This is a genomic window from Pararhizobium sp. DWP3-4 (genome assembly GCF_049898205.1).
Classification (GTDB): Bacteria; Pseudomonadota; Alphaproteobacteria; order Rhizobiales; family Rhizobiaceae; genus Pararhizobium.
Genome location: NZ_JAFCXF010000012.1, coordinates 13,562 through 29,987 on the forward strand (window position 1 = coordinate 13,562; position 16,426 = coordinate 29,987).

The window sequence follows — 16,426 nt, forward strand, 5'->3', positions numbered from 1 at the left end:
TCAAGCCTCGCTACCGCTGCCCTGAGCCGCACTAGCCGAGACCGACGCGGTTTCGGACTTCCCAGTGCTGCTTGCGCCTTCCCTCCCCTTCCTGTCCGATCCTTGTCCTCCCCGAAACCGTTTGGCCACGTCCTCGAATGCTGCCTGCAATTCGGTCTCGTCTATTTCGAAATCCCCGAGGCCTGCTTTGAGCGCGATGCGTCCGATCCGCTCGGCTTCACGCGTTTCAGCATGCTTCAACTGGTCCTGCAGCTTGGCGATTTCTTCGCGGATCTTTGAAGATGGTCTCTTCATTTTCGATTGTCTCCTTGCCGAGAAAGCTTCTCTTTCGAGGCAAGAATTCCAGAGCGGAGTGCGGAACGCACTACTGTGAATCCTACAATCGCCAAGGGCGATGCTTTGGTGAATGATCCCAGCCGTTCGCAAGGACGGCTTCCAAGGGCGCAATTATACGTCGCTACCACGACGCCCTGCTTTCAGTGCCCCGGCGGGGCCGCCTCTTGCGAACAAGCTGTTGATTTCATTTGCAACCGGGAAAGAATTCTGCCGTGGCCGTCCCGCATTTCTCAGTCAGCATCGTTGCCCGCGGCTCCGGCCGCAGCGCGGTGCTGTCGGCGGCTTACCGGCACTGCGCCAAGATGGAATTCGAGCGCGAAGCCCGCTCGATCGACTACAGCAGGAAGCAGGGCCTTCTCCACGAAGAGTTTGTCATCCCGGCTGATGCGCCGGACTGGCTGCGCTCGATGATCACTGAGCGCTCGGTCGCCGGTGCCTCGGAGGCCTTCTGGAACATGGTCGAGGATTTCGAGAAACGCTCGGATGCGCAGCTCGCCAAGGACGTCACCATTGCCCTGCCGCTCGAACTCTCGGCTGCCCACAACATAGGCCTGATGCGGGACTTCATCGCTGAGCACATCAGCTCGAAGGGGATGGTGGCCGACTGGGTTTATCATGACGTTCCTGGCAACCCGCATGTCCATCTGTTGACGACGCTGCGACCGCTGACCGAGGATGGTTTTGGCGCCAAGAAGGTGGCCGTGCTTGGCCCGGACGGCAAGCCACTGCGCAATGATGCCGGCAAGATCGTCTATGAGCTTTGGGCAGGGAGTGCCGACGATTTCAACGCCTTCCGCGACGGCTGGTTTGCCTGCCAGAACAAGCATCTTGCGCTTGCCGGGCTCGATATCCGCATCGATGGTCGGTCTTTCGAAAAGCAAGGTATCGAGCTCGCGCCGACCATCCATATCGGCGTCGGCGCGACGGCCATAGACCGAAAGAGCGAGCAGACCGATGGGTCGTCGTCGACGCCCTCGCCAAGGCTAGAGCGGATCGAACTGCAGGAAGAGCGGCGGGCGGAGAATGCGCGGCGGATCCAGCGCAGGCCGTCGATTGTCCTCGACCTCATCACGCGGGAGAAGAGCGTCTTCGACACCAGAGACGTCGCCAAGGTGCTACTTCGCTATGTCGACGATGCGGGTCTGTTCCAGAGTCTCATGGCCCGCATCATGCAGGACCCGGATGTCTTGCGGCTCGACAAGGAGCGGCTTGAATTCGCAACCGGGACCCGGGTGCCTGCGCGGTATACGACGCGCGAGATGATCCGGCTGGAGGCCGAGATGGCAAATCGCGCGATCTGGCTCGACAGTCGCTCCTCGCACGGTATTCGCGACACTGTGCTTGATGCGACTTTCGCACGCCACTCTCGTCTTTCGGATGAACAGAGGGTGGCGATCCGCCATATCGCGGGAGACGCGCGGATCGCTGCCGTGATCGGCCGTGCGGGTGCTGGTAAGACGACGATGATGGCGGCAGCGCGCGATGCATGGGAAGCCGCCGGCTACCGGGTCGTTGGTGGCGCTTTGGCAGGGAAAGCCGCCGAAGGTCTGGAAAAGGAAGCGGGGATCGCTTCTCGCACATTGTCGTCGTGGGAGCTTCGTTGGGAACAGGGCCGGAACCAGCTGGACGACAAGACGATCTTCGTGCTGGACGAGGCTGGCATGGTGTCGTCGAAGCAGATGGCGCTTCTCGTCGAAGCGGCGACGGTAAGCGGCGCCAAGCTCGTTCTTGTGGGCGATCCCGAACAGCTCCAACCGATCGAGGCGGGGGCCGCCTTCCGCGCCATCGCCGATCGCATCGGCTACGCGGAGCTCGAAACCATCTATCGCCAGAACGAGCAGTGGATGCGGGATGCCTCGCTCGATCTCGCCCGCGCCAATATTTCCAAAGCAGTCGCCTCTTACGCCGCCAACGGGCGGATGATGGGTTCTACCCTCAAAGCCGAAGCGGTCGATCACCTGATCGCCGACTGGAACCGGGACTACGATCCAACGAAGACATCGTTGATCCTGGCGCACCTTCGCCGTGACGTCCGGATGTTGAACACGCTCGCCCGTGCCAAACTGGTCGAGCGCGGAATAGTCGAAAGCGGCCACGCCTTCAGGACAGAGGACGGCAATCGTCAATTCGCAGCCGGCGACCAGATTGTATTCCTGAAGAACGAAGGCTCGCTCGGCGTCAAGAACGGCATGCTGGCCAAAGTCGTAGAAACCGCGCCCGGGCGTATCGTCGCGGAGATCGGCGAGGGTGACAATCCGCGCAAGATCACGGTCGAACAACGTTTTTACAACAACGTCGGTCACGGCTACGCCACCACCATTCACAAGAGCCAGGGTGCGACCGTCGACCGGGTAAAGGTGCTGGCGTCACTGTCGCTCGATCGGCACCTGACCTACGTGGCGATGACCCGTCACCGCGAAGATCTCGCCGTCTATTACGGGGCCAGATCCTTCGCCAAGGCCGGTGGGCTGACCGAACTTCTGTCGCGCAGGAATTCCAAGGAAACGACGCTCGACTATGAGAAGGGAGCCTTCTATCGCGCCGCTCTCCGGTTTGCCGATGCGCGTGGTCTCCATCTCGTCAACGTCGCCCGCACGATCGTCCGGGACCGTCTCGAATGGACTGTCCGCCAGAAGCAAAAACTCGTCGATCTCGCAAGCCGTCTCACCGCGATCGGCGCGCAGCTCGGCTTCAAGTACACGACCAAACCCGCGATCCCCAACCCCATGATGGAAACGAAGCCGATGGTATCGGGCATCACCACATTCCAGAATTCGCTCGAGCAGAGCGTCGAGGACAGGCTTTCCGCCGATCTTGGGCTGAAGAAGCAGTGGCAGGACGTCACGACACGGTTCCATCTCGTCTATTCGGATCCGGAGAGCGCCTTCAAGGCGGTCAATGTCGATGCCATACTGAAAGATAAAACCGCCGCGACATCGACGCTGGCTAAGATCGCCAGTGAACCGGAAAGCTTTGGCCGGCTGAGGGGCAAAACCGGTTTCCTCGCCGGGCGCGCGGAGAAACAGGAGCGCGATACGGCACTGGTCAATGCACCAGCTCTTGCCCGAAACATCGAGCGTTATCTGCAAACGCGGACGGAAGCGGAACGCAAGCACGAGACAGAGGAACGGGCGGTCCGTCTCAAGGTGGCAGTCGACATTCCAGCGCTTTCGCCATCCGCCAAACACACCCTTGAGCGGGTCCGCGATGCGATCGATCGCAACGATCTTTCCGCCGGTCTCGAATTCGCGCTTGCCGACAAAATGGTGAAGGCGGAGCTGGAAGGGTTTGCCAAGGCTGTGAGCGACCGGTTTGGCGAAAGAACCTTCCTCGGCGTTGCCGCCAGGGAACCGAATGGAGAAGCGTTCAAATCCATTACGTCGGGCATGTCGGCGGGCCAGAAATCTGAGGTGCAGTCGGCATGGAATGCGATGCGAACCATTCAGCAGCTCGCAGCGCACGAGCGTGCGACGGAGAGCATCAACCAGGGGCAAGTCCTCCGCCAGAGCCAGACCAAGGGACTGTCCCTGAAATGAGCGACCTTGTGCACATCCAAACGGGTACTCGGGCTCAACGCAAGACAGCGGCGACCATTGTCGTGACAGCAGGGATTGGTGCACTCATGGCTTTTACCTTGGGATGGTTTGGCGGGTTTCGGGTCAATCTGACACCGAGCGAACCGCTCGGCCTCTGGCGTATCGTTTCGCTCGATCGGCCAGCGGTTATTGGCGATGTCGTGTTCATTTGCCCGCCGGGGACTGCGGCAATGCGCGAGGCCAGGGATCGGGGATATCTGCGCGGCGGTCTTTGCCCGGCTGGCTATGCGCCTCTCATAAAAACGATCGTTGGCGTGGAAGGTCAGGAGGTTGAGGTTGGCGTCGATGTCCGGATCGCCGGTTATCCCTTGCCGCGTTCCCACGTCGCGGGCGTTGATGGCGATGGGCGTTCATTGGCCCGCTTCAGCGGCGGCGTCATCCCTCATGAATATGTCTTTGTCCACTCCGAATTCATCGGCTCGTTCGATTCCCGATATTTCGGTCCCATCCCCGCAACCGGCATTCTCGGACTGGCCCGGGAGGTATGGACTTATGCGCCGTAAACTCGCTCGGCCGGCGGTGCTCATCGGTCTGTCAATCGGGACCGGATGGATCGCCTGGAGCGGCGTCACGTTGTTCCTGCCGGTCTCGCTCTTATGCCCGGTTCTGTGGTCAGTTGCCCCAAGTAGAAAGATCGCGGCAATGATCTCGGCCGGGTACTTCCTTGCGGCATCGAGAGGTCTGCAGCAGGGTGTCGCAACCTTCTACCAATCCGATCTCTGGCCCGGCCTTCTGCTCTGGCTTTGCGCGTCATCAGGCTTCGTCGTAGTTCACACTTTACTTTGGACAGCGAATGCGTGGGCACGACCGTTTTGCTATCTCGCAGCTATCGTGCTCATGGCGGTGCCACCGTTCGGGATTACAGGCTGGGCGCATCCGATCACGGGTGCCGGCGTCCTCTTTCCCGCATGGGGATGGTGGGGGATCGGCGCCATGACAGCGGGCCTGATGGGTCTTGTGACCCGTGCCTGGCCGGTGGTCGTCATCGCGGTTTGGGGCGTCTGGCTGTGGTCCGTCGCAACCTGGACCGATCCAGCGTTGCCGGATGGATGGGTTGGGCTCGATCTTCACCTCGGTGCTTCGCTCGGGCGCGAAACCGGGCTCCAACGCCATCGTGACCTGATCCAGATCGTGCACGAGGCCGGCCATGGTAAAACGGCGTTTGTAGCCTTGCCGGAGAGTGCCCTTGGTAGCTGGACGCCGACGGTCGAGCGGCTTTGGATCGACCGCCTTTCAGGCACGCCCATCACCGTAATCGCCGGCGCGACTATGGTAACAGCCAAGGGCTATGACAACGTCTTGATAGCAATTTCCGCAAAAGGCGGCACTGTCCTCTATCGGCAGCGCATGCCGGTGCCCGGATCGATGTGGCAGCCTTGGCAGTCATGGCTTGGTCAGACCGGGAGTGCCCGAGCCGATGTCTTCGCCAATCCCATTGTCGAACTGGGTGGAAAACGGGTTGCTCCAATTATTTGCTACGAGCAACTGATCGTCTGGCCGGTGCTTCACTCGATGCTGCACGATCCCGACGTCATGCTTGCTGTCGGCAACGGCTGGTGGACTGACGGAACGTCCATCGTCGACATCCAGCGGGCCAGCCTCAAAGCCTGGGCGCGCCTCTTCGCCAAACCCCTCGTCATTTCCTTCAACACCTAAATTTCCGGAGCCATCATGCTGGACGCTGCCTTGATCCAACAATGCGCCGACCCTTCGTTGAAGCCAGCGATCGTCGAGCAATTCGTCGATGCGGCCGGCGCACCCGATCCGCTGACCGTCACCGTCAAATACGGCGGTCGCGTGTTCCTGGTGCCAGTGCCAAAAACCGCAGACGAGGCGTTGGTCATCATCCGCGAAAATGTTGGCCGAGCCATCGTGCGCGTCGGCCTGACGCAGTTTCCGGCCGGCGTCGGTGTCAAGGATGCATCCAAGCTGACGGTCGATCTCGTCGATGCCTGCGAGAACCTCCGTGTGGGAACGAGGATGTTTGCAAAAATCCTCCGCGTCGTCGCCAAGTGGTACGGAAATCCGGAGAACGACGAGGTCTTTCCGCAGATTTTCGAGGATGCCATTTATGCCTGGAAAACCGGAGAATTTGAGGGCGTGGGGGTGTTTCAGGCGGCAGATCCAAGTGGGCCGATAAACAACCAAAAAGAACAAGCCGATGTCAGTGAGAAGGTGGTTTCGGAACCGGAGACGCCACCCAATGCTGAGTCGGATCCGCAGGATCAAAAGGACGTCGATGCTGCCGGCATGCGGATCGACCTGTCCAGGATCGTCGGAAACTGACCCGTCAGATTCCGGAGGCGATTGTTGGTCGAGTTTTCGACGCCTGCCGACCGTGGGCCTATAGGAAGCAACTTACGCGGGGGTGACAGTGCATCAGAAACCCCTTTGGCGCTTCTGAAGGTTGTGATAGGTTTTTTGCATGGAAAAGAGAACTGCTTCCGTTGCGACGAAAGGCGAGCCTGGACGGCTCACTCGTGAACGCGCCGAGAAAATCAGTGCGGTCGAAGGGCTTGTACTATCCCCGCGCATGAAGCGTCTTTTCGAAATCTCCGCTGACAAGACGGCAGACGAGCGGCGGGCGTTGTTCCGCGAGCAATTCGCCAACAAATCCGCCTAATCCTTGGTCTATACCGCCGAAGCAGATCCCCTCTGCTTCCGGGAACAACCGTGCTGAGAACCGCGGATTCAGCAGGCGTGTAGGCACGCGGTGCGGTGACCATAATCATTCTCCTTAAGGAGAATATGTAACGCACATGATGGTTGTCTTAAAGTCTCAGCACTCTTTCGCCGTGGCATGGATGCGACTCTGAAAAACGGGTTGCTGACCAGTGGCGCTATTTTGCTTTAATCAAAAGCTCTGCCGGCTCGACACCAAGAGCTGTCGAAATCTGGCCGACAACGGTGACGCTGGCGGACTTATCGGCGCGCTCGATCGCCCCGATATAGCGGGCGCTCAGGCCCGCGCGATGTGCCAACTCTTCCTGCGTCAAGTTCTTCTCATGACGGATCCGACGCAGGTTGATCGCCATGATCTCCTTGAGATCCATGACGTTAGCGGAACCTGAATAGGAACCATAGTTCTAGGAACGATAGTTCCGATTCGTTCGGTTGTGTGATACTGGCACGGAGGATGGCCTTTTAGGGCTTCGGGACCCAGTTGGGACGTCCACACGTTGACGAGGTCATACTGTGGTGGCCTAAGCCAGATAATATAGACGGCAGGTCATGGTCTGGCTGTCAAAGGAGTGGGTTGAATGGAAAACGAATGGGACATGTAGGCTCGTTCGATGGCGAAGGAAACGAGGGGCCATTGCGCTATAGTTCCATGCAAAAGTCAGAGCTTGAGGTATTGGCAGTTGCTGCGATTCACGAGCACCGCCGCCTTCTCGCGGCAGACGAGGCCGTCTACGAAGACTGGACGCGGGCGAACGATGATCCCATGGTGACGGGTTCCGTACTGTGCTCCCTTCAAGATGAGTACCTCGCACGGCAGAAAAAGTCCGAGGCGCAGCAGCAAGAGCTCTCCGAGATCATCGATGCCCTGGGCTACGTTCCCGAGGTGCCAATCGAGGATGATGTTGCTGAGTCAGATTAATCCGCGCTCTTTTGCCATCACCGCCAGCTGCGGTATGGTTTTGGCGTTAAACTTCTCGCGCGCGCCGTCGAGATAGTGCTGTACCGTTCTTGCGTTAATGCCGGTGAGCACGGCGGTTTCATGCGTGCTCTTTCCCTTTGCAGCCCACATCACGCAGAGGGTTTCCCGTGGTGACAACATGCGCTTTGGCGTGATGACCGTCGATGCCGCGATGAGCTTCAGGCGGTAGTGGACAGCCATGACGATCTGGAGCGCAGTTTTGGAGTCGAGCGCCGCCGGGATCCCCACTTTGCCGTCAGGAGATGCAAAAGTCAGCATCATGGTAGAGCCGAAACTGCCTTCGACCGGAATGGTGACGCCGGAGCAAATGCCGTGATTGACAGCCTCGTCGCGGAAACGACGAAGTTCTGAAGATCCACGCGCCGGCCAGTCGCCTGCGGTCCATGCGAAGATATCATATCTGCGCTTTGCTTCCGTCACGACTGGGTCGATACGGGAGTAACGGCTGCGTGAGATAGACGCCCTCCCATGGCTCCGGATAGGTGTTGAACGTCCTTACCTCCAGACCGTCGGTCTGGAGGTAAGCGAAGCGATCGTAACCGCAGCGATAGGCAAAGGTTTTCAGGGCGCTCTTGATCATGTCCTCGCCTTGTGCAGCGTCCAACATATCAATGAGTGAGCGAACGGTTCCGTCCACGGACTGTTCTCCTATTTTCTGGCCCGGCTGCATGGCTTTGCCAGCAAGGCAATGGCACCATGGCCGTGTCGAGGCCAGCAGACGGGCGGACATCGGATGACAAACGCGAATTTCGCGGCCTGTCTGTTCTCGGCCCGGCAACCGTGGGTACTCGCACCCTGAGGAGCAGTCCCGCGAACCGTGTACTTCAGCGCTACGGCGACTCTCAAGTCTCGTCAATCTAAAAGTGGAATTTACGACGAAAGTATATCCACAACAAACCCCTTCTTCAGATTATGACGCAACCACGCGCACGGGGATCATGCTCCATGGCCATGTCGGGCTAATTTCTGCGGTAGGCCGATGGAAAGACGATGTCTTGATCCACAAGAACATTGAACTTGTAACCCGGGCGGATGTTGATCGTTGGCTGCACGTTCAGGCTCTTGGAAATTGTCTGCTCTGCTACCCGACCGAAACTTTCGGCAAAGTTTCGGCGCGCAGCGTCCGACGCGGTGTCCTGGGTAGCAAGCGTCGAGCTTTCTGGCATCGACATGTCGATCCCGGTTCCTATCAGCGCCACAAGTGCGGCTGAGCCGAACGTTCGCCAAAGGTGCCGATCGACTGTGTCCTTGAAGCCTCCATAGCCTTCGGCGTCCGTGCCAGCCATACCGCCGATCTGAAGCGTTGAACCATTTGGAAAAATCAAATCGGTCCAGACGACAAGGACGCGTTCCTGGCCGAAAGACACCTTTGAATCGTAGCGGCCGAACAGTTTTGCGCCCTGCGGGATGAGCAGGCGGTAACTGGTCGCACTGTCGTAGACGTTTTGGCTGATCTGCGCCGTGATCCTGCCGGGGAGGTCGGAGTTTAGACCGGTTATCAGTATCGCGGGAATGACGGAGCCGCGTTTCAGCTCAAACGGTGACATCTGCGGCACCACCTTGTTGGGCAAATATCCAAGGTCCTTGATATCCTGATTGAAGAAGTCCTCCTTGGTGGACTGCCCGTTCTGATCGGCGTTCTGACCCATCACACCAGATTTCATGGCCGCCGCATAAAGGTCGGAAGCGCTGTTCGTCGCGACGGGTGCAGGCTGCTGGCCGTTGGCCGCACTTTCATTCGCGGATTTTCCAAGATCGGAGACATCGACCTTCAAAGGTGAGTCCAATGCCGTTGCGCGTGCCTGTAGACGCGCCATCCGTTGACGTTGCGCTTCCCGCAAATACTGTTCGTCCTGCTCACGCTTAAGCCGCGCTTTCCACTCTTCCTCCGACTCGAGCGCTTGGCGGCGATCATTCCTGATCTCCGTTCGAGGATCGACTGCCGGTTCGCTCGTCCGCTCCTTCTCGACAACGACCGGCGTCGGCTGAAATATCTCCTGGCGTTCCGGTTCCCCGATGATCCCGTCGGAAACGCCCCGCTTCAACTGGTCTCCGAACGTCGTCGCCGGGGAATTCGTGGCGCTCTCCAGTTCACTGCTCCGATTGAAGGATAGGCCGCGCCATGAGAGACCGACCACGACGACGCCCAGGAAAAGAAGGATCACGACGATGGTGATGATGATCGGGAGGCGGTTGAGCCGCCGCATGCCCTGCTGATCGTCGGCATTGCCAGCGCTACCCAGTTGCAAAGATTGAACCACGATCGCCTCCTGTCAGTTTCGCTGCATGATCGACAATGGACTTGCGTGCGTGGCACCCGCGGTAGTCGGCGTGTAAGCGCGAGCAAGCGCGATCGATGGCGTTGTCAGACGCGCCAGAACCTGGCCGCCGAAGCTGTCGATCGACCAGGCGAGCTCGACCGGCTTTTGATCCTTGGCGGCCTTCCCATCGACGATCACGGTATAGCCCCAGCCCTTCAGCGCGGCCTCAAGTGCCCCCGCATAGTCCGATGTGTCCTTATCCATCTTAATCGTCGTCGTGCCGGCCGGCCCGATCTGCTCAGTGAGCCTGCTTGCCATATCACCGGCGATCGCCCCGGCAGTTGCCCCGTTGATCGCAACAGGATCGGAGTTTGTGGTGAGCGCTTCGTCGGGGGTTTGGCAGCCGGCAAGAGACAGTGCCGTGAGAAGGGGAGTGAGGAGTCTGCGCATCGCTTACCCTCCGCGCCGAATGGTGATTTTCTGCTGCCGCCACCCCACGCCTGAAACAAGGATCGCCTTGTCTACCGCATAGTCGACAATCATCATGTCGTTCTTCATACGATAGTTGACGATCCTGTTCTGGCCACCGCTGACAACGAAAAGAACGGGTGCATCCTGCCCTGAGATTGACTTCGGAAACTGGATGTACGTCTTGTCGCCGTCGGAATAGACGCGCTTCGGTTTCCAACGGGCACTGCCGCTGACCGAATAAGAAAAGTTGAGCTTATCGGGAGCAGCGCCCGGGATGCCGCCAGCCTCGATGCGAGCGTTGATGTCGGCGAGCTTGGTGGAGACGTCTTCAGGATATTCGAAGCCGACGCGGGCCATGTACTGGCTTGGATGGGACTTGAGCTGGATGTGATAGGTCCGCCTTGAGGTCGTCACGACCATCGAGGTGACGAGCCCGGCTTCTGATGGTTTAACGATCAGATGGATCGCCTGGCCTCCCGTCGCACCGGAGGTGGCAGGTTCTACCTTCCAGCGCACGGTATCCCCGACCAGGACGTCTCGAACGATCTCGCCACCTTGCAGTTCGATATCGCAGACCTGGAGGGGCGAGCAGACGACGGAGGGCTGGGTTTCCCCAAACAGGAAAATGACCTTGCCATCGGGTCCGGTAGTAACCAGGCCCGGTGTCCCTCGCCATTTGCTGGAGATCTTCGTTCCCTTGACCTCATTTGATGTCATGGATTGCGCATACGCGCTGCTCAGAGCCAAAAGTCCGGCCATGCAGCCGACAGCCGCTATCATTCCTGTTCGTTGCATTTCATTCCCCTGCGCTTAAAGCTGTGCGGTCCAGTCGAAATCCTGGATGTAAAGACCGATCGGGTTGAGGCGGATGATGGCCTCGTCCTGCGGTGCGCTCAGCGTCACCGTCGCGATCCCGCGGAACCGGCGCGTGCCGGTTTCCTTGCCCTTGCGGTCGCGCTCGTACTCAGTCCAGTCGATCTGGTAGGTCTGATTGGAGAGGGCCACGATATTGTTGACCTCGATGGAGACCGTCGATGTCTTCGCCTTTTCGAACGGCGAATTGCCACGAAACCAAGCGTTGACTTTCTGGGTCGACGGATCGGAAGTCCGCAGCAGCGCGTAGGTCCGGTCGATATACTGCTTCTGGACAACAGCATCCGGGGTGATAGAGCGGAAGCTTGTGACGAAATTGCCAAGCGTGGCCCGCACCACCCGGGGATCGGCGTATTCGATCTGCTGCGGGAAGCCGGCTGAAATCGAGGTGCCGAGTTTATCGACCTCGACGATGTAAGGAACCAGCTTGACCTGGGTGCTGAGATACATCGCGTAACTAAAGCCAATCACGGCCATCGAGAGGCCGAGAATACCAACGATCCGCCAGGCGCGCGCCGCCTGGACGTAAGAACCGTAACGCTCTGTCCATTCCTGTCGGGCGGCAAGATACGGACTTTCCGGACCGTGATTTGAAGCCATCACATGCTCCCTTTCTGCTTATGGTTTGTCATTGCGTTCGGGGGATGATATTGGCCCGCTGTGACCGCTGCGGCTCTCATCGAGCTTTGCGTTTGCCAGTCCCATGATCGAGCCGGCATAGGCACCAGGAGATCCGATCGCCTTATCTTTTGCCGCGGAGCCGGCAGCTTTGCTGGCATATCCAATTCCAGACCCCATGCCGCGCAATGCGGCGCCGGCAACTGATGAGCCCGCGGCACGGGCCGCTTGCGCTGCAGCAAAGCCGGCGCCAGCAGCGCCTGCGGCAAGAAATGCACCGCCCGCAGCAAAGGAGGCGGCTTGCCCGCCATGGCGGATCGCCTCCATGCCGCCAGACACGGAAGCACCTTGCACGACGCCCTGGATGATGTTCGGCACATACATGGCGATGATAAAGACGACGACGGAAATGCCAGCGATAGCGAGGGTCGTGATGAACTGGTCGGACTCCGCCGTTGGGGCTTGGGCGAGCCCGAGCAGGACTTCCGACCCGATCTTGGCGATCATGACCAGCGCCATGAGTTTCATGCCGACGCCGAAAGCGTAGATCAGGTAGCGGATCGCAAAGTCCTTGGTGGACGACGAGCCGCCGAGGCCAAGCATGATCATGCCGGCAAGAAGGCCGACATACATCTCCACCATGACAGCCACGAAAATAGCCGCGACAAGAGAGAAACAAATCACGACCACGCCCATCGCCAGAACCGCGGCAATTGCCAGGGCATTATCTTCGAAGACGCCGAACTTGGCTTGCTGGGACATTTGCGAGGCGACGCGGAGGCCGGCGTCGAAGACTTCGGCGGGAGAGGCAGAGCCGCCTCCGGCGCCAATCTGATACAGGCTATTGACGACTGCCCGGGCGAATGTTGGTCCCTGGTTCAACACGAAGGCGAAAAAGCCGATGAACATGATGCGGCGAACAAGTTCGGCAAACCAGCTGTCCAACGAGGCAGCCTGAAGCGCCAGCCACACTGCCGCAATGCCAACCTCGATCCCGGCGAGGATCCAGAACAACGACTTCGCCGCGTCCATGATCGTGGTTTCCCAGCCTTTTGCAGCTGTGGTCACCTGATTCTCCAGTTCGGTTAGAACCTGGCCCTGTTGGGCGAATGCGGGGCCTGCAAGAAGAAGGCAGATCAGCCCCGTGAGGACAAGCATCCGTTCGAGATCGCTCTTTACCATCGTGGTCGCATCTCCTGGCCCTTTTCAATCGGCGGGAGCTCGTTGCCGGAACCGAAGACCGTTTGGCGGGTGAGCCGTTGCTCTTCCGTCATGCGAGGATCTTCAGTGCGGTTCGATCTGATGACCCACATGGTCGTGGCGGACATAGTCGCAGCTGCCACGAGCAGAGCGAGGACAATAATGGCAGGACGGTTCACCAGCGGGGCTCCATCTTCTGGCCGCTTGGTATCGTCGTCACATCGGCGTTGAAGAATTTATCCCGTCGTGCCTGCGCCAGATCCTTGTCGGTCTGTTCGGTCTGAAGCCAGGTGCCCAACATGGTCATCTGCTGGGAGACAAGACCGCGCAGCTTTTGCATCTGCGCGACTTGCTGGGCGGCGATTTCATGACCGACCTGAAGGGCTTTCACCTGGCCATCGGCCGACTCCGACATGTTGCGAAGAGAACTCATAGTGCTTTCTTCGCTGTCGAACTGGTCGGCGGTCAGGCTTGCAGCCTTTAGCGTGCTGCCGATCGTGTCGCGGTTGGTGTCCGACCAGGTCTGATAGGTTGAAGAGAAGCTCTCGGCGTTCGGAAGGCTGGTCTGCAGGTCCGCATAACTTTTAAAGCGCTGCTTCAGCACGTCGTCGGCATTGCCCATGGAAAACGCGATGCTCTGTCCCTGATCGACAATGCTGCGAAGCTGGTCGAGATCGCCCTCGACCTGTCCCCAGATGTGGTTGGGCAACTGCGCGGTGTTCTGCAGCATGTTTTCGTATATCTTCAGCTGGTTCTGGATCTGCTCCGCCAGCTGACTGATCTGGGTGAGCTGATTGTCCACCTGCAGACCCGAGCTTTTCATCAGGTCGATGAGCTGTGCATTGTTGGCGAGCTGCGTCCACTCGGTGGCAGCGCCTGTTGCTGATCCCGCCTGAACTGTTTCGAAGGACATCGACAACGTGACGCTGATGGTCAGGCCGGCAAGCCATTTATGTGACATTGAGGTGCGATGCGGCATCATGGATTCCTCTCGATTCAAGCCAATGGATCGGCCAGTCATGGCCATGCTCTAAATTCAGCGCGCGGATGCGTTTGAGATCGTCTTTTCCGGAGGCGCCGACGAAACTCAGCGCGACCGGGCCAAGCGACATGTCAAACAGCCTCCTCCCCTCTGGCGTCGCGACGTAATATTCGCGTTTCGGGACTGCGTTTGAGACGATCTCGATCTGGCGTTTGTTGAAACCGATCCGCTCGTAGAATTCGCGGGTCCCGGCCTCGCGGGCAGCACCATTCGGAAGGCAGATCTTCGTCGGGCAGGATTCCTTCAGAACGTCGATAATGCCCGAGCGTTCGGCGTCCGAGATCGACTGGGTTGCGAGAACGACAGCGCAATTTGCCTTGCGTAGCACCTTCAACCATTCCCGGATCTTGGCGCGAAAGACAGGATGACCGAGCATCAGCCAGGCCTCGTCGAGCACGATCAGGCTTGGGGACCCGTCGAGGCGCTTCTCGATCCGGCGAAAAAGATAGGTGAGAACCGGCACCAGGCTGCGCTCGCCCATATTCATCAGCTGTTCGATTTCAAAGCATTGGAACGCGCGCAGCGTCAGTCCATCCTCTTCCGCATCGAGCAACTGACCCATCGGCCCGTCGACAGTGTAGTGATGAAGGGCATCCTTGATTTCACGCATCTGAACACCACTGACGAAATCCGATAGCGACCGCCCTGGTGCACCCGCCATGAGGCTGACCTGGCGGGATATCGCGTTGCGATAATCGGGCGTGATGGTCACGCCCTGCATGGCGACAAGCGTCTCGATCCATTCGCTCGCCCATGCCCGGTCGCCATCCGTGGCAAGGTCCCAGAGCGGGCAGAACGACAATTTTCTCTCGCTCGAGTCCCGGTCGCCGCCTATTTCATAGTGATCGCCACCAGCAGCCAGTGTCAGCGGCAGAAGGGAATTGCCCTTATCGAACGCAAAGATCTGCGCGTGCTCGTACCGGCGGAACTGCGCGGCGATCAGCGCTAGAAGCGTCGATTTGCCCGACCCGGTTGGCCCAAAAATGAGCGTATGCCCGACGTCATCGACATGGAGGTTGAGCCGGAAGGGCGTCGAGCCGCTTGCGACTTGCATCAGTGGCGGCGAATTCTGTGAGTAGAAGGGGCAAGGTGCTACTGGCGACCCCGACCAGACCGAATTCAAGGGCACGAGATCGGCAAGATTGTTGGTGTTGATCAGCGGCTCGCGGATGTTGCAGTACCAGTTTCCCGGGAGACTTCCGAGATAAGCGTCGGTCGCATTCAGCGTCTCGATCCGAGCCCCGAAACCTTCGGCCTGTACAAGTCGCCGGATGGCTTCAGCCTTTTCCTGCAGCGCTTCCCGGTCGTCATCGAAAAGAATGACGACCGGGGTGTAGTAGCCGTAGGCGACGAGCTGCGATGACGCTTGCGCGATGGCGTCCTCGGTCTCGGCCACCATGGTCATAGCGTCCTGGTCGACGGATCGGCTTTGGGTTTGAAACAGTTGATCGAAGAATGGGCGCACCTTCTGCTGCCATTTCTTGCGCGTTCGTTCGAGCTTCTGCCGCGCCTCTTCCGCATCCAGGAAAACGAAACGCGACGACCAACGGTAGGTCAGGGGCATGAGGTCGAGACTACCGAGGATCCCGGGCCAGCTTTCCGCCGGCAGCCCATCGATGGCGACCACTCCAAGGAAGCGGTTCTCGACCTTCGGCGTCAATCCGTGCTGGAGTTCGGCCGTTGCCAGCCAATCGAGATACATCGGCATGTCTGGCAGACGAACGGGATGGTTTTCGCCCGTGATGCAAAACCGGATGAACTGCATGAGCTCGTCGTACCGAACAACGCGTTCCCCTCCCCGCTCGGTCGTCTCCCGCGTTTCCATGCGCCGGATCGACAGGATACTGGCCAGATACTGTTCGATCTCGCGGACCGCGTTTTTGAAGATGTAGAGCACGGTGTCCGCATAAGACTTTTTGCGGCTCTCCTCGTCGGAGTAGATGTATTTGCTCAAGCCGGTCCTCTTCGATTCGAGGGGCCGGTGCGTCAGGATCACCGCATGCCGGCTCTCGAAATGCCCCTGCTCCCGCCGGAAATGCGCCCGGCGCTCGGCATCGATTGCGCGCGTGACCGGGTCCGGAAAATGGCAACGGTCTTCTGACGGATAATCAACCGTCGGGACGCGAATGGCCTCGACCTGGATCATCCATCCGCTGCCAAGCCGCGACAGAATGGCATTGATCTGACGAGACAGCTCGTTTCGTTCGAGATCGGTCGCACTTTCGGTATCTGGGCCGGCAAAATACCAGCCGGCCATCAGGCTGCCGTCCTTCAGCAGAAGAATGCCATTGTCCACCAACCCGGCATAAGGGACGAGATCAGCGAAGGAGGGACCAGTGGCCCTGAAGCGTTTTAGAGCGACCACTCT

The 16,426-nt window shown here is 59.2% G+C and carries 16 protein-coding genes and 1 pseudogene; 6 read left to right on the forward strand and 11 right to left on the reverse strand.

Going from position 1 to position 16,426, the window contains the following annotated elements; all coding sequences use genetic code 11:
• The gene (gene traC / locus ACP7E6_RS24395; RefSeq protein WP_426232284.1) at positions 1 to 294 is read right to left on the reverse strand and encodes a conjugal transfer protein TraC; all 294 of its coding nucleotides are present in this window, start codon (positions 292 to 294) and stop codon (positions 1 to 3) included.
• 254 nt (positions 295 to 548) lie between these two features.
• On the opposite strand from traC, the gene traA reads away from it, so the two are divergent.
• From traA to ACP7E6_RS24420, 5 genes are all read left to right on the forward strand, one after another.
• Positions 549 to 3,872, forward strand: a complete 3,324-nt coding sequence (traA, locus tag ACP7E6_RS24400) for a Ti-type conjugative transfer relaxase TraA (RefSeq protein WP_426232285.1) — start codon at positions 549 to 551, stop codon at positions 3,870 to 3,872.
• The gene (gene traF / locus ACP7E6_RS24405) at positions 3,869 to 4,435 is read left to right on the forward strand and encodes a conjugative transfer signal peptidase TraF (RefSeq protein ID WP_426232286.1); all 567 of its coding nucleotides are present in this window, start codon (positions 3,869 to 3,871) and stop codon (positions 4,433 to 4,435) included. Before traA ends, traF begins: the two co-directional genes overlap by 4 nt.
• The gene (locus ACP7E6_RS24410; protein ID WP_426232287.1) at positions 4,425 to 5,588 is read left to right on the forward strand and encodes a conjugal transfer protein TraB; all 1,164 of its coding nucleotides are present in this window, start codon (positions 4,425 to 4,427) and stop codon (positions 5,586 to 5,588) included. Before traF ends, ACP7E6_RS24410 begins: the two co-directional genes overlap by 11 nt.
• Before the next feature lie 15 nt (positions 5,589 to 5,603).
• Positions 5,604 to 6,218 carry a TraH family protein gene (locus ACP7E6_RS24415; protein ID WP_426232288.1) on the forward strand — a complete coding sequence of 205 codons (615 nt, stop codon included), beginning with the start codon at positions 5,604 to 5,606 and terminating at the stop codon, positions 6,216 to 6,218.
• A gap of 139 nt (positions 6,219 to 6,357) precedes the next feature.
• Entirely contained in the window at positions 6,358 to 6,555 is a 198-nt protein-coding gene (locus ACP7E6_RS24420; RefSeq protein ID WP_426232289.1) for a hypothetical protein, read from the forward strand.
• Between the two features lie 217 nt (positions 6,556 to 6,772).
• On the opposite strand, the gene ACP7E6_RS24425 is transcribed toward ACP7E6_RS24420, so the two are convergent.
• On the reverse strand, positions 6,773 to 6,985 hold the full coding sequence (locus tag ACP7E6_RS24425) for a helix-turn-helix domain-containing protein (RefSeq protein WP_426232290.1): 213 nt from the start codon (positions 6,983 to 6,985) through the stop codon (positions 6,773 to 6,775).
• 218 nt (positions 6,986 to 7,203) lie between these two features.
• On the opposite strand from ACP7E6_RS24425, the gene ACP7E6_RS24430 reads away from it, so the two are divergent.
• Entirely contained in the window at positions 7,204 to 7,533 is a 330-nt protein-coding gene (locus tag ACP7E6_RS24430) for a transcriptional repressor TraM (RefSeq protein WP_426232291.1), read from the forward strand.
• Here the strand turns inward: ACP7E6_RS24430 and ACP7E6_RS24435 are convergent.
• The 9 genes and pseudogenes from ACP7E6_RS24435 to ACP7E6_RS24475 all read right to left on the reverse strand — a co-directional run bounded on the left by ACP7E6_RS24435 (position 7,525) and on the right by ACP7E6_RS24475 (position 16,423).
• Positions 7,525 to 8,230: pseudogene (locus ACP7E6_RS24435) on the reverse strand (autoinducer binding domain-containing protein). The gene ACP7E6_RS24430 and the pseudogene ACP7E6_RS24435 sit on opposite strands and share 9 nt — an antisense overlap.
• Positions 8,231 to 8,552: 322 nt before the next feature.
• Positions 8,553 to 9,854 carry an IncP-type conjugal transfer protein TrbI gene (trbI, locus tag ACP7E6_RS24440; RefSeq protein WP_426232292.1) on the reverse strand — a complete coding sequence of 434 codons (1,302 nt, stop codon included), beginning with the start codon at positions 9,852 to 9,854 and terminating at the stop codon, positions 8,553 to 8,555.
• A gap of 12 nt (positions 9,855 to 9,866) precedes the next feature.
• On the reverse strand, positions 9,867 to 10,304 hold the full coding sequence (gene trbH, locus ACP7E6_RS24445; protein ID WP_426232293.1) for a conjugal transfer protein TrbH: 438 nt from the start codon (positions 10,302 to 10,304) through the stop codon (positions 9,867 to 9,869).
• A 3-nt stretch (positions 10,305 to 10,307) separates the two neighbouring features.
• A complete protein-coding gene (gene trbG / locus ACP7E6_RS24450; protein ID WP_426232294.1) occupies positions 10,308 to 11,120 on the reverse strand; it encodes a P-type conjugative transfer protein TrbG in 813 nt (270 codons plus the stop codon).
• A gap of 15 nt (positions 11,121 to 11,135) precedes the next feature.
• The gene (locus tag ACP7E6_RS24455; RefSeq protein WP_426232295.1) at positions 11,136 to 11,798 is read right to left on the reverse strand and encodes a conjugal transfer protein TrbF; all 663 of its coding nucleotides are present in this window, start codon (positions 11,796 to 11,798) and stop codon (positions 11,136 to 11,138) included.
• A gap of 18 nt (positions 11,799 to 11,816) precedes the next feature.
• Positions 11,817 to 12,998 carry a P-type conjugative transfer protein TrbL gene (gene trbL, locus ACP7E6_RS24460; protein ID WP_426232296.1) on the reverse strand — a complete coding sequence of 394 codons (1,182 nt, stop codon included), beginning with the start codon at positions 12,996 to 12,998 and terminating at the stop codon, positions 11,817 to 11,819.
• Positions 12,992 to 13,144, reverse strand: a complete 153-nt coding sequence (gene trbK / locus ACP7E6_RS24465) for an entry exclusion protein TrbK (protein WP_426232386.1) — start codon at positions 13,142 to 13,144, stop codon at positions 12,992 to 12,994. The genes trbL and trbK overlap by 7 nt, the downstream gene beginning before the upstream one ends.
• A 47-nt stretch (positions 13,145 to 13,191) precedes the next feature.
• Positions 13,192 to 13,995 carry a P-type conjugative transfer protein TrbJ gene (gene trbJ, locus ACP7E6_RS24470; RefSeq protein ID WP_426232387.1) on the reverse strand — a complete coding sequence of 268 codons (804 nt, stop codon included), beginning with the start codon at positions 13,993 to 13,995 and terminating at the stop codon, positions 13,192 to 13,194.
• Positions 13,967 to 16,423, reverse strand: a complete 2,457-nt coding sequence (locus tag ACP7E6_RS24475; RefSeq protein ID WP_426232297.1) for a conjugal transfer protein TrbE — start codon at positions 16,421 to 16,423, stop codon at positions 13,967 to 13,969. The genes trbJ and ACP7E6_RS24475 overlap by 29 nt, the downstream gene beginning before the upstream one ends.
• Between the last annotated feature and the right edge of the window lie 3 nt (positions 16,424 to 16,426).